15 protein-coding genes are annotated in these 12,985 nt (G+C 69.6%); 11 read left to right on the forward strand and 4 right to left on the reverse strand.

Annotated elements, in window-relative coordinates:
* Positions 1–14: 14 nt before the first annotated feature.
* The 4 genes from OG972_RS05535 to OG972_RS05550 all read right to left on the reverse strand — a co-directional run bounded on the left by OG972_RS05535 (position 15) and on the right by OG972_RS05550 (position 2,736).
* Positions 15–713 carry a hypothetical protein gene (locus OG972_RS05535; RefSeq protein ID WP_266978795.1) on the reverse strand — a complete coding sequence of 233 codons (699 nt, stop codon included), beginning with the start codon at positions 711–713 and terminating at the stop codon, positions 15–17.
* 18 nt (positions 714–731) lie between these two features.
* Complete coding sequence (locus tag OG972_RS05540) at positions 732–1,217, reverse strand: hypothetical protein (RefSeq protein ID WP_266978797.1); 486 nt, start codon at positions 1,215–1,217, stop codon at positions 732–734.
* Positions 1,214–1,756 carry a DUF4913 domain-containing protein gene (locus OG972_RS05545; protein ID WP_266978799.1) on the reverse strand — a complete coding sequence of 181 codons (543 nt, stop codon included), beginning with the start codon at positions 1,754–1,756 and terminating at the stop codon, positions 1,214–1,216. The genes OG972_RS05540 and OG972_RS05545 overlap by 4 nt, the downstream gene beginning before the upstream one ends.
* Before the next feature lie 224 nt (positions 1,757–1,980).
* Positions 1,981–2,736: a site-specific DNA-methyltransferase gene (locus OG972_RS05550; RefSeq protein WP_266978801.1), complete on the reverse strand. Its 756-nt coding sequence runs from the start codon at positions 2,734–2,736 to the stop codon at positions 1,981–1,983.
* A 513-nt stretch (positions 2,737–3,249) separates the two neighbouring features.
* On the opposite strand from OG972_RS05550, the gene OG972_RS05555 reads away from it, so the two are divergent.
* The 11 genes from OG972_RS05555 (at position 3,250) to OG972_RS05605 (ending at position 12,945) form a co-directional block, all read left to right on the forward strand.
* Positions 3,250–4,380, forward strand: coding sequence for a C40 family peptidase (locus OG972_RS05555; protein ID WP_266978803.1), 1,131 nt, complete (start codon positions 3,250–3,252; stop codon positions 4,378–4,380).
* 135 nt (positions 4,381–4,515) lie between these two features.
* Positions 4,516–4,830 carry a DUF6112 family protein gene (locus tag OG972_RS05560; RefSeq protein ID WP_266978805.1) on the forward strand — a complete coding sequence of 105 codons (315 nt, stop codon included), beginning with the start codon at positions 4,516–4,518 and terminating at the stop codon, positions 4,828–4,830.
* Complete coding sequence (locus OG972_RS05565) at positions 4,830–5,522, forward strand: hypothetical protein (RefSeq protein ID WP_266978807.1); 693 nt, start codon at positions 4,830–4,832, stop codon at positions 5,520–5,522. Before OG972_RS05560 ends, OG972_RS05565 begins: the two co-directional genes overlap by 1 nt.
* 37 nt (positions 5,523–5,559) lie before the next feature.
* On the forward strand, positions 5,560–6,933 hold the full coding sequence (locus OG972_RS05570) for an ATP-binding protein (RefSeq protein WP_266978809.1): 1,374 nt from the start codon (positions 5,560–5,562) through the stop codon (positions 6,931–6,933).
* A gap of 78 nt (positions 6,934–7,011) precedes the next feature.
* Complete coding sequence (locus OG972_RS05575; protein WP_266978811.1) at positions 7,012–8,484, forward strand: SCO6880 family protein; 1,473 nt, start codon at positions 7,012–7,014, stop codon at positions 8,482–8,484.
* Between the two features lie 85 nt (positions 8,485–8,569).
* Positions 8,570–9,043: a DUF6238 family protein gene (locus OG972_RS05580; RefSeq protein WP_266978812.1), complete on the forward strand. Its 474-nt coding sequence runs from the start codon at positions 8,570–8,572 to the stop codon at positions 9,041–9,043.
* 23 nt (positions 9,044–9,066) lie between these two features.
* Complete coding sequence (locus OG972_RS05585; protein WP_266978814.1) at positions 9,067–9,600, forward strand: hypothetical protein; 534 nt, start codon at positions 9,067–9,069, stop codon at positions 9,598–9,600.
* A gap of 43 nt (positions 9,601–9,643) precedes the next feature.
* Positions 9,644–11,158 carry a VirB4 family type IV secretion system protein gene (locus tag OG972_RS05590; protein ID WP_266978816.1) on the forward strand — a complete coding sequence of 505 codons (1,515 nt, stop codon included), beginning with the start codon at positions 9,644–9,646 and terminating at the stop codon, positions 11,156–11,158.
* Positions 11,159–11,242: 84 nt separating this feature from the next.
* Complete coding sequence (locus tag OG972_RS05595) at positions 11,243–11,743, forward strand: hypothetical protein (RefSeq protein ID WP_266978818.1); 501 nt, start codon at positions 11,243–11,245, stop codon at positions 11,741–11,743.
* A gap of 121 nt (positions 11,744–11,864) precedes the next feature.
* A complete protein-coding gene (locus tag OG972_RS05600; protein WP_266978820.1) occupies positions 11,865–12,035 on the forward strand; it encodes a hypothetical protein in 171 nt (56 codons plus the stop codon).
* Positions 12,025–12,945 (forward strand): hypothetical protein, encoded by a 921-nt coding sequence (locus OG972_RS05605; RefSeq protein ID WP_266978822.1) that lies wholly within the window; start codon positions 12,025–12,027, stop codon positions 12,943–12,945. The genes OG972_RS05600 and OG972_RS05605 overlap by 11 nt, the downstream gene beginning before the upstream one ends.
* The last annotated feature ends 40 nt before the right edge of the window (positions 12,946–12,985 follow it).

The raw sequence follows: 12,985 nt of genomic DNA on the forward strand, positions 1-12,985 counted from the left end.
CCTTTCGGTGGGGTTCAGCGCCGCTGCACCGAGGTGGACGGCGACGTGCGGGGGCGAGCCGGGACTTTCGGCGCCTGGGTCGTCGGGGTCCGCCGGGCGGCGAACAGCGCAGTTCGGCCGCTGTCGGTGAGTGCGACCGGCTGGCCAGCGTGTACGGGGTGGTCTGTGTCCCGGACGACCAGGCCAGCGTCCTCTAGCCGCTGCAGCTTGGCGTGAGGGATACGGGTGCCGGAGGCGGCGGTCACGGTCAACCGGCCTGTCAGCAGGTGTTCGTAGAGCTTGGCGCCGCCGGCGATGGCGAGGAGAGCCGCTTGGTCGTCCGTCGAGAGCGGACTCGGACCGCCCATCGAGGCCGCCCAGGCGGCCTCGATGGGCACTAGGGAGGCGCTCACCGTCCGGGCAGCGGCGTCGCGGGTATGCGTGGCCTCCTCCAGCTGGTCCACCGTGCGGTCGATGCGCGTGAACAGGGCGTCATCGACATCGAACTCGCCGCTCGACAGACGGTTGAGGAGCTTGAGGTAGAACACGACGCCGGTCTGCGCCTTGGCCAGTTCACGGTGTCGGTCGACCAGGTGGGCGTGGAGCTCGTCGAGGACACCGCGGTCGCGATAGACCCACAGAGTGTCGATGTCATGGCCGGTGGCGGCTTCGATGCGATGGTCGAGCGGGGAGACCGCACGCCGCACTGGTGTCGGCGTGGGTTCAGGGGGCATAGGCGGATCTCCGTGCGTTCAGCGGGCGTGATGGTGCGCGGGATTGGATGCGGGACGGGGCAGCCCCGGCAGTGCGGTGGACGGCGGACCGGGCCGGGGCACAGGGCCGCGGGTCGTCAGCTGCGGAGGGCGAGAGCGAGCCGCGTGGGTGCGGGCGCTCAGCGGTCGGCGGGTCATCCCCAGCCGGCGGCCGACTTCGTCGTAGACGTCGTTGCCCGCGCGCGGCCGGACCGCGACAACGTGGATCTCCTTCGGGTGTACGGACTCCGAGGGCGCCGGGCGGACTCCGTAAACGACGCGCCAGTCCTTGCGCGAGTCCACGAACAGCTTCCGGTAACCCTCCAGGTCACCGTCGAGGCGCAACCCGAAGCGCCGGGCGTTCACGACCTCCTGCAGGTAGGCGAGGGTGAGGTCGCGGATGTCGCTGGGCGCCTGGAGGAGGTCGGTCAGGGCTCGGGGGTCGAAGCTCAGGCCGAAGGCGGGCTGCGCCTGTCCCGCGCTCACGACGTCGGCTCGGCCGGCCCGGCGCCCTCCACCGGGGATGCCGCCTCCGTCCGCACAGAGGGCGGAGGGCCGGGCAGGAGACGGTGTGCGGGGCGGTCGGGAGAGGTCATGCAGGCCGACAGCGGGCCACCCGGTGCGCGGATCACCGCGACGGCGTGGATGAGGAAATCGCGGTGCCACACGAACAATCCGGAGAGCCCGGCGTCGGGTTCCTTGTGCTGCTGGTAGGCGAGCCACAGCGCGTGGAGCCAGGCCACGACATCGTCGTGCTCCTGCCACTGCAGGCACCAGGGCGCCGCGGTGGTGACCTCGGATCCGTAGACGGGGAGGAAGAAGTCGTCGATCCAGTCCGACAGGGCGTCGAGTTCGTCTTCACGTTCCTCCCCGTCGAGTTCCAGGATCGGGCGGGGCTCGGACGACGCGGCGGGAGGCGGCCCGCCAAGCCCTGGCATGCCGAACGCCGCGAACGGCGACCCGCTGGGCTCCGGGGTGGATGCGAGGTGGTCGAGCTGCTGCGCCTGCTGTGCCGACTGCTCCATAAGCCGTCGGACGCTCGCCTCGATTCCCTCAAGCTGTGGATCCGGAATGCGAACCGGTTCCAACTCCCCCTCATCGTCGGGATTTGTGGATTCAGGCATGGAAGGTTCGGCCTCCTACGAGACGCGGAATGAGAGAAGGACAAAGGCGGCGACCCGCAGTCTCTTCAGCGGGGAACCGTCTCGGTCGTCGGAATGCCGCGGGGCGCCGTTCGCGCGGGCGCAGCTCAGACTGTGAGAACGACGTCGTCCTGCGTGAGGGTTTCGCGGATGGTTTCGGTGAGCCGGTCGGCCGCGATCGACGCATAGTGCTCGGTCTTCTCCACGCCGATGAAATCCCGGCCCTCCAGCAGGGCGGCGACGCCCGTGGAGCCGGAGCCTGCGCAGAAGTCGAGGACGGTGCCGCCCACAGGGCTGATCTTGACCAGCTCACGCATCACCTCGACCGGCTTCTGCGTGATGTGGTGACGCTTGGAGCCCGAAGGCTGCGACGCCGAGTACATCCCCGGCAGGTAGACCGGGTTCCGGGAACCGTCGATCGGCCCCTTGGACGCCCAGATGATGAATTCGCAGTTCTGGGTGAACCGCCCCTTCTGCGGCCTGGCCTGCGGCTTGTGCCAAGCCAGCACGCCGCGCCACAGCCATCCGGCCGCCTGGATCGCGTCCGTCGTGGTCGGAAGCTGACGCCAGTCGGTGAACAGCAGCGCGGTCCCGCCGGTCTTCGTCATACGGTGCGCTTCGGTCATGATCTGCGTCATCCAGAACGCGTACGACCTCTGGTCCATGTTCTCGCCGGTGAAGTCGGCAAGGTCGTTCTTGGAATCCGCGGACGTGTACTTCTGCTTGGCGGAGCGGGTGGTGCGCTCCTTCGCGGTCCTACCGCCCGAGTTGTACGGCGGGTCGGTGATGACAGAGTCGACGCAGCCGTCCGGGAGGCCGGCGAGAACGCTGAGGGCGTCGCCCTGATGCAGGGAAAAAGGCAAAGAGGAACCCCTATTCGGGTGTGGAAAAGGTGGAGGGGAACTCACCGCCTCACGCAGGAGTCCTCGCGGGCTGGAATCGGGCATGCAGAAGCCCAGGGCCACAGACCGAGGAGGAGAGGGGGAGTCCAAAAACTGTAGAGGCGAATCCGCCGACGACCAAGAAGCGCTTCGCTGAGGTGCCGGAAACCGGTACCTCCCACCGACTTTTTGGTCAACCGCCAATCCGCGCCTACTGTTTTTGAACCGCCCGGCGCACACCGTCGCTGGCTACTCCCCGCCACATCTCACGGAGGCACCCCCTGCCCTGGCACACCTAACTCGCGGTCCGGCCACGTGGAGCGAGCGGCAACTTGCCCACCCCGGCCCGCCACGATCGCCCACCCCGGCTGCCGCGCCCTTCCGAAACGCCTCGCGCACGCGGCACGCCGGACACTGCATCCCGAAGGACACGCTCATGACGTCTCGTTACCCGCCCCTGCCCAAAACCGGTGACCGGCGGGCGGATCGCTCCGGTTGAAGGCGCTCGCCGCCGGCATCGGCGTCGTCTTCCTCTCCCCGATCCTGATCGCCGGCACCGGGATGATGCTGGCCTCCTCCGCCGACGCCGTTCAGAGCAACGGTCTTGTCAGCAGCTGCCTGACCGACATCGACACCGACAAGGTCACCGAGCAGGTCGGCAAGATCCTCGACGGGGCGTCCGGCAAGGACGTACACGTCGAGGGCCTTGACCTTCCCGCCGAGCAGGTCCCCAACGCCCAGACCATCGTGGCCGCCGGCCTCTCGCTCGACGTCCCCACGAAGGGACAGATCATCGCGCTCGCCACGGCGATGCAGGAGAGCCGGCTGCGCAACCTGAACTACGGAGACCGCGACTCCCTCGGCCTGTTCCAGCAACGTCCCTCACAGGGCTGGGGCAGTGCCGAGCAGATCCGTGACCCGGTCTACGCCTCCGAGCAGTTCTACAAGCACTTGCTCAAGGTGAGCGGCTGGCAGCAGATGACCGTTACCCAGGCCGCCCAAGCCGTGCAGAAGTCCGGCCTTCCGGACGCGTACGCGAAGTGGGAGAACCTGGCCACCGCGCTGCAGTCCGCCATCGCCAAGACCTTCCCCGGCGGAGGCGATGACGCGAGCAAGGACGCGGATCAGGCCGAGAAGCCGTCGACCGGTACGAGCGGCTGCTCGCCGGGCCAGGACGGTACCGGCTTCGGCCGCATCCCCGAGGGGAGCGTCCCCAAGGGCTACTCGATCCCCAAGGACGCTGATCCGAAGGCACGCAAGGCCATCGAGTGGGCGATGCACCAGCTCGGCACGCTCTACCAGTGGGGCGGGACCTGTAAGAACTCGCACGGCCCTGACCCCATGGGGCGGTGCGACTGCTCCAGCCTGATGCAGCAGGCGTACGCGCACGCCGGCATCTCCCTCACGCGCACCACGTACACCCAGGTCAACGAAGGCAAGGCGGTATCACCTGCCCAGCTCAAGCCCGGTGACCTGATCTTCAGCCGCGGCAGCGCCTCTCGGCCCGAGCACGTCGGCATGTACATGGGCGAGGGCCTCGTCATCGAGGCACCGCGCACCACCAAGCCCGTCCGGATCACTCCGATCAAGGACTGGGACATCCTCGCCGCCCGCCGCGTCCTCTGACGACGCCCCCGCCCGGACCCCGCTCCAAGGCGTACCCCCGCGGCCCCTTCCGCGCCCCGAGCGCACCTCCCCCTCCGCATTCCCTTTCCGCCGGCCTTCGCCTGGCCCGCGTATGCAAGGAGCCCCGCCACACCCATGTCCCTCCCCCTCGCAGACCGTGTCATCCAGCTCGCCTACGACCCAGGAATCTCGCCCAAGGGCGGCGGCCTGCCCGGCCTCGCCGTGCTGAAGAACGTCGTCAACAGCATCAACATGTTCGGCATCATCGCCGTCGTCGGCGCCCTCGCCGTCTCACTCGGCGTCTGGGCCTGGGGCCACCACACCGGCGGCCACCAGGCCGAGGCCAATGGCAAGAAGGGCGCTGTCGTAGCCGCGGGCGCAGCTCTCGGCCTCGGTGCCGCGAACGGCATCGTGGCGTTCTTCTCCAGCCTGGGAACCCAGGTCCACTGATGCGGAAACGATTCCCCTCCCTCTCGCCGTCCTCGTACGGCGCAGGCTGGCCGGCCAGCAAACGCATCACGATCGTCGCCTCAGCCGTCGCCGTCCTCCTCGCCATCGCCGGGGGCGTCGCCCTGATGACCGGCGGCGGCAACGGCCACCGGGATCCGGACACCGCCGCGCCCGCCCCGACCGGCAGCCCGTCCTCCTCCGAGGCCGCCCCGAAGCCCTCCTCAGGATCCGGTTCGGTGCCCAAGCCTCCGCAGATCTCCGAACCGGTCGCCTACGCCAAGGCCGCAGCCCAGATGCTGTGGTCCTACGACACCCGCGACACCAGCCGTGACCAGCAACTCTCCGGCATGCGCGCCTGGATGACCGGCGAGAGCACGTACGCGGACTGGGCCTCGATCTCCGGCCAGGTTCCCGATCCGGTGCTGTGGTCGCGGATGGCCGACCAGGACCAGCACGCCAGTGCCAGCGTCACCGAGGGCCACTACCCCTCCGCGTTCAAGCAGGCACTGGCCGAGGACCCGTCCGCGATCACCAAGGCGTACATCTACGTCGTCACCGTCAACGGCAAGCAGCAGATCGCCTGGAAGAAGGGCGGGGGCGGAGCCGAGGAACGGGCCATAACGCTCGCCGTCCAGTGCCGCCCGAATCACGACTGCACCCTGGCCGCCCTCGCCCCGAGCGTCACGCAGTGACCCGCGCCTGAGACAAGACAAGGAGGAGTAACTCCCCGTGGGTTTCTGTGATTTCCCCCTGGCAGACAAGCTGTGCTCCGTCGGTGACGCGGTGAGCTTTGCCTCTGACCCCGGCAAAGCCATCGGTGACTGGATGGCGAAGTCCGCCGGCGAACTCGCCGCCGCCGCAGCCGACCTGGCCGCCGAGGCAGTCGACACCACCACGAAGGTGGACCTCAACGCCTCGTGGTTCGTCGACAACTACGAGATGCTGCTACCACTGGGCCTGGTCCTGCTGGTCGCCACCTTCTGCGCGCAACTGGTGCGAGCCGCCGTCCGGCGCGACGGACAAGCCCTGACACAGGCATTCACCGGCACCGCGTCCGGCGTTCTGTTCGCCTTCTGCGCCATAGCCTTCACCACGATCGCCATCGAAGTGGTCGACGCGATATCCGCCGGCCTGTTCAAGACCGCGCACCTGAACATCGAGTCGGCCGTGCGCCGGATCGTGAAGGTCAACCAGATCGGCAGTCTGGCCGGCCTGGGCTGGCTCGTCCCCGTCGTCGCCGGCCTCGGAGCCGCCGTCGGCGCGTTCCTCTACTGGTGCGTGATGATGGTCCGCAAGGTCGGCATCCTCGTCATGGTCACCCTGGCCGTCTTCGCATCGGCGGGCGGCGGCTGGGAGGTCGCCCGGCGTTGGCGCAAGGGCTGGATCGAAGCCACCGCCACCCTCGTGGTCTCCAAGCTCCTCATGACCGTGATCTTCGTCCTCGGCATCGCCGCCATGGGCAAGACCGAGGCCAAGGACGGCATCGCCGCGCTGGCCGACGTCATGTCCGGCATCGTCATCATGGTCCTGGTGCTGCTGTGCCCGTACGCGGTCTTCAAATTCGTGCACTGGGCAGCCGACGGCACCGACGGTGAGTCCATCCACCGGGCCGGTGGCGCAGGAGCACAGATCGCCAAGGCGCACGCCGAGAAGGCCGCCCGCAAGGCCGCCTCTGCGGCGGCCACCGCCGGGACCGGTGGTGCCGCGGCCGGAGCCGGCGCGGCGCCGCAGGGCCCCGACGCCGGCGGGGGAGGCGGATTCCCCGGCGACATCGCCTCCCACCCGACCGGCGGAGGCGGAGACGACAAGCAAGGGTCGCAATCCGGCGGAACGGGCGTCTCGCCCGGTGGCGATGCCGTCAAGTCCGGCCTGGAGAAGGCCGTCCAGCCCGCCCCGACCAGCGTGTCCGACGACACCAGCGGCCAGGTGGGCGGCAGCCAAGGGCCGGGCGGATCCGGCGCGAGCGCCGCGTCCGGCCAGGGCGATGGATGGCAGTCCACCCCGCCGAGCACGACCCCGCCGCCGCAGGGCGCACCACCGTCTTCCGGCTCACAGAACGCCACGTCCAGCGGACCGGCCGCGCCGCCGCCGACCGGCCTCTGATCCCCTGCCCGACTCCCGGGGGCGGGACGCACACGCGCCCCGCCCCCGGGTTCCACCCGCGCCTCCAGGACCCGCCCCTTGACTGATCTCTCCGTCGCCCCGGTCACGGTGAAGTTTCCGCACCGGTCCCGCCGCGGCATCCTCCTCGGCCTCTCCCTCCCCCAACTCGTCCTCGTGTCCTGCTCACTGGCACTGCTGCTGATGACGGTGATCTCCACCGGACTGCTCGGCGCCGCCGCCCTGGCCCCACTGTGGGCGGCATCCGGAGCGCTCGTCACGATCCGCCGGCACGGCCGGTCCCTCATCGACTGGGCACCGATCGTCACCCGCTACGCACACCGCCGCCGCAGCGGCCAGACGCTCTGGCTCGCCCGGCCCCTCACCCGGCCGCGGCAGGACGGCGTCCTCCATCTACCGGGCACCGCCGCCTCGCTGAAGGTGGTCACCCCCGGCGACTCCGCCAACCAGGCCGCCGCCGTACACGACCCCCACCAGCAGACCCTGACCGCCATCGCCCGCGTAAGCAGCCGCGCCTTCGCCCTCCTGGACCCCGCGACCCAGAATCACAACGTCTCCAGCTGGGGACGCGCGCTCGCAGGCATCGCCCGCACCGGACACATCGCCACCGTGCAGGTACTGGAGCGCACCGTTCCCGACAGCGGCGACACCCTGACCCGACACTGGGCCCAGAACGGGCAGCCCCAGGCCCCCGTCGCCGGACAGATCTACTCGGAGTTGGTCGCTTCTGCCGGCCCTGCCGCCGCACCGCACGAGACCTATCTCGCCATCTCCCTGGACCTCAAGGCCGCCCGGCGCCTGATCAGCCAGGCCGGCGGAGGGCTGCCCGGTGCGTTCACCGTCATGGAACAGACCACCGCCTCCATCGCGCAGGCCGCCCGCAACGCAGGTCTTCAGGTCACCGGCTGGCTGAGCGCGCGGGAGATCGCCGCCGTCATCCGCACCGCCTACGACCCGAAAGCCCTCGCCGCACTCCAGCAGTGGTCCGAGACCGGCCGCGCCGAAGCCGACCCCGCCGCCGCCGGACCCGTCGTCCAGTTCGAGGAGTACGACCGCCTCGCCACCGACAGCGCTCGGCATGCCACGTACTGGGTGGAGAACTGGCCGCGGACCGAGATGGGTGCCGGGTTCCTGCACGGAATCATGTTCACCGCCGGCGTGCGCCGCAGCCTCTCCCTCATCTACGTGCCGCAGGGGCTCGAGTCCGCGCTGCGTGACGTCCAGCGCAAGAAGGCGGCGATCATCGCCGACGCCAACGAACGCGCCCGCCGCGGACAGGTCGACAGCGAAGAAGACTCCGTCGAGTACGCCGACGTCAAGCAGCGTGAGCGCCAGCTCATCGCCGGACACGCGGATGTCGCCCTGACCGGCCTGGTCACCGTCACCGCCGAGACCGACGCCCTCCTGGACGCCGCCTGCGCACAGATCGAGACCCACGCCGTCACCTCTGGCGTCGACCTCCGCAGGCTCAACTACCAGCAGCCTGACGCCTTCGCTCTCGCCGCCCTCCCCCTCGCCCGCACCGCCCTGTGAACCAGACGCGCCAGTTCACATCGCAGATCAACCGCGATGGGCAGCCCGTCGCCACCCTGCCGTTCGGCAGGAAGGACCACCACCTTTGACCACTCCCACCCGTCCCGACGACGCGCACCCCTACCTCCGCGCCGCGAGCGCCGGAGTCCGCTACCACACACGGTCACTGACGCCATCAGGCGCCAACCCGCCCCAGCCTGCGGACCGCCCGCACCTCGATGTACTGCACGCCCACCTCACCGCTCTGCTCCAACTCCTGGACCGGCTCGCCGACAACACGCGGCCACCTCGCCCAGCCGCCGGCCGTCATCTGGCGACCGCACACACCCGCCTCTGGCAGGCCACCAGCGAGGTCCACGCCGCCTTCCACCTGCTGCCCAGCACCACCGTCGCAGACGCGGAGGCGAGCACCTGCCATCCGGAGCAACTGCCCGAGGGGCCGCCCGTACTGACCATCTGCCAGCGCCACCTCGCAGCTGGACACGTCGTCCGCCGCAAGACCACCCCGCGTGACCTCAGCGGCCCCGCCGGTGGACACGCCACCACCTGCAGCAAGTAGCTCCACCATCCCGAAAGGACCACATGCGCACACCGAAGCGCTCCGTCTCCATCGCTCTGGCCCTCGCCTCCGCTCTCGGCGTCGCCTCGCTCATCACCGCAGGCCCGGTCTCCGCCGCCAGCTACCACTGCACCACCAGCAGCGCATCCGCCGATGATCCTGCGTACAGCGGTCCTCTCAGCGACAACTACAACTTCAAGGTGACGCTGTGCGCCAAGCGTGTCAGCGGCGTCATTTACGCCTACGCCAAGGCCAGCTGGGACGGTCCGGTCTGGTTCGTCAACCAGACCGACACTCTGGACGCCGCCCGCTTCCACCTGCAGGTCAAGAAGTCGGTGAGCGGACCGGACCCGGTAATGAAGTACTCGAACTCCTACGGCATCGAATACAAGCTGGAGCACGGCAACACGGCGGGCAACAGCTCCTACACCACGCCGGTCATCAAGTACACAGCAGGCAGCGGCCGTTACCTGGCCGACGGCAACATCCAGCTCGACTGGAACAACGACGGCAAGAGCTACCGGACCACGCTGTTCTCCGCTTCCCCCAGCGCGTGACCGCCACCCCCCACGTGATCTGCTCCCCGAAAGCCACCGTCTCATGAGCCACCGGCCCGCACGCCGAGCCCGCCGCGCCAGCGCCAGCCCCCTTTTCACCCCCCACGGCACCGACCGCGCCAGCCGCAAGGCCGCCCATCGCCAGCTCGCCGAGGCATCCGCCAAGATCCGCGCAGAAGCCAGCGCCCACCAGGCCGAGAGCTCGTCCGCCGAACACGAAATGCCCGCCGCGCTCTATGCGCCGAGCGGACGCCCCGGGCCCGCATCCGCGCGCAAGAACCGTCTGAAGCTACCCGCCCACCGCATGACGACGGCTGTAGCCGCCGGCGCATATCCCTTCCTGGCCGAAGGCGGACTCGGCGCCGAGGGCATCTACATCGGGCGGGACGTCCACGCGGAAGCCAGCTTCGTGTTCGATCCCTTCGCGCTGTACGGCAAGGTCGAGGGGTTCACCAACCCCAACCTGCTGCTGGCCGGAGTGATCGGCCAGGGCAAGAGCGCGCTCGCCAAGAGCTTCGCCCTGCGTTCGGTCGCCTTCGGATACCGGGTCTACGTGCCGTGCGACCCGAAGGGGGAATGGACGCCGGTGGCGGAGGCCCTCGGCGGACGGTCCGTCGCTCTTGGTCCCGGGCTGCCCGGACGCCTGAATCCCCTGGACGCGGCCCCGCGCCCGGACAGCGTTTCCGAGGCCGACTGGGTCGGCGAGATCCGCAAGCGGCGCCTGCTCCTGCTCGGCTCCCTCGCCCGCACGGTCCTGGGTCGCGACCTGATGCCCATGGAGCACACCGCCCTGGACGTCGCCCTCGACGCCGTCGTCACCAGCGCCGCCGCCACACACCGCACCCCGCTCCTCGGTGACGTCGCCGCCACCCTCAACAACCCGGGCGTCCTCAGCGAGGCCGCCGGGATGATGTCGGGCCAACTAGGCGACGCCGCCCGCGACCTGGCCCACGCCATGCGCCGCCTGGTCCACGGCGACCTGGCCGGCATGTTCGACGCCCCCTCCACCGTCGCCTTCGACCCGAACGCGCCGATGCTCACCATCGACCTGTCCCGTCTCGGCGGCTCCGGCGACGACACCGCCCTCGTCCTGGCGATGACCTGCGCGAGCGCCTGGATGGAATCCGCCCTCTCCGACCCCTCCGGCGGACGTCGCTGGATCGTCTACGACGAAGCATGGCGCCTGATGCGGCACGTCGGTCTGCTGCAGCGGATGCAGGCCCAGTGGAAGCTGTCCCGCGGCCTCGGCATCGCCAACCTCATGGTGATCCACCGACTGTCCGACCTACTCACCGCTGGCGACGCCGGATCACAGGGCCGCGCTCTGGCCGAGGGGCTCCTCGCCGACTGCAGCACCCGGATCATCTACCGCCAGGAGACCGACCAGCTCCACGCCGCAGCCTCCCTGCTCGGCCTGACCTCCGTCGAGATGGACGCCATCGCCCACCTCAACCGAGGGCGCGGTTTGTGGAAAGTCGCAGGTCGGAGCTTTATCGTGCAGCACCTCCTGCACAGCTACGAGCTGAAGCTCTTCGACACCGACGCCCGTATGCACTGAGGAGCGAGAGGCCGTGAACCCGACTTCCAACGCGACCTGATTCCGAGCGATGACGCTCTCCACCTTATCGGCACGCTCAACGCCATGAAGGACAAACTGCACAATGCCGCCCGGCAATGGGAGCTGCTCGACTCAACCGGACATGTACCGGCCGCGCCCCCCTACCCCGCGCTGCTCCGGCACGCCATCGACGCACAGGACCTCTCCCGCGACGTCCTCCGGCTGACTGCCGACTTCGCCGAGAGCCCGCACCACACCACCCACGTCGGCAAGACCGTGCAGAAGCATCTCGCCACGGCAGCGACCATGTCGAGCCATGCAGCTCCTCACTTCGCCGAAACCGCGGAGTGCGCACTGACCCTGCCCCGGTCTGCCAACCCGACCGACCGGCACTACCTCACGAACCGCATGGTCATCGATCACGCCTGGGCCCGCGCCTTCCTGCGGCGCGCGTCGGAATCCCTTCGGGATGCGGCCAAAGAACTCGACGGCCACGTCGGCTTCCAACGCTTCCTCGCGCCGCTCATCCGCCAGGAAGGTCCGCCGGCGCCTCCGCCGCCCCGGCCGGGCGGTCGCCACCGCTGACCGCGCCGAGTCCACAGCCCGATCCATCCAGAACCCAAGGAACGATCTGAACCGCCCCGCTCATTTCAGCGACGCCGACTGGGCCGAGTACCAGCAGTGTCAGGCCGAGCACGACGATCTCATGGCGCAGGTCGCCGACCGCGAAGCCCAAATGGAACACGACCTGATCGCCACCTACGACGAATACGAACTCGACTTCAGTGCGACCCCGAAGCAGGAAGCCGACCCCAGCCGCCGGATACCTCCGCCGCGCCGATCGCCGGCCTTCCGCCGGAGGAGCCGTGGCCGCTGACGTGGACAACACTCCCGATACCCGCCCGACGGCTCCGCTTGCGCCGCTTCCCGACCACCGCAACGTGAACACCCCGTGGTGGCAGAAACTGTGGCGCCGCCACGCGCACATCACCACACCGCTGCGGGCACGCGGACTGCAGTGCGACATCGAGTTCGGCCTCAGCGCCTACATCGTGCGCGTGCCGCTCCCCGACGACAGCTACCTGATCATCAGCCCGCCACAGGAGCCCCCCACCGAACGGCCGCCCGGAGACCCGGAGGGCTGGATCGCAACCCGCGAACACCCAGACGACCAGACGCTGTTCGAAGTCCTCTACGACTCGGCCCCCTCCGACGACCCCGGCGCCCCCCATCGGCCCGAAGGGCGTCACGGCGGCAGCGCCCAGCCCCTGATCGAGGCACTCGACCATCGCCTCGCCCAGCTCGGGCTGCTCCCACATCCCGTCCTGCCCCACGAAGACCCGCACGCCAACCCAGCTCAGGCGCCGTCCGAACAATCCGAGGCCCCCGCCGTAGCCGACCGCGCTCCCTCCTACGTCTACGGCGACGCGATGCTCGCTCTGACCGACCGGCTCAACGGAGCCGAGTCGCACGCGGATGCCGCTGCTCTCCTCCACCAGGTCCTGGATCCGGTCAACGGCCTGCTGGAGCGGCTCGGCGAGTTCTTCGAGGCAGCCGGCGAAAAGGCCAAGGAAGCCGAGGAGGACGACGGCTTCGACCTGTCCAACGACCTTGCCGACGCCGCCGCCGAGATCCGCAATCTCGGCGAGGTCCTGCACGTGGCCGAGGACCGGATGCGAGCACTCACCCCGCTCGCTCCCACGTCGCGTCTCCACTCGACCCCTGCTCGTGCGCCGTCCCTGCCCCCGCGCGCCGTGCCGCCGGCACAGCCACGCCACAGCCGCTGACGCCGCGCCACCGCCCCGACCATGAGAGGGGAACCCCGCC

The sequence above is a fragment of the Streptomyces sp. NBC_01669 genome (assembly GCF_026339735.1).
Lineage (GTDB): Bacteria > Actinomycetota > Actinomycetes > Streptomycetales > Streptomycetaceae > Streptomyces > Streptomyces yanii.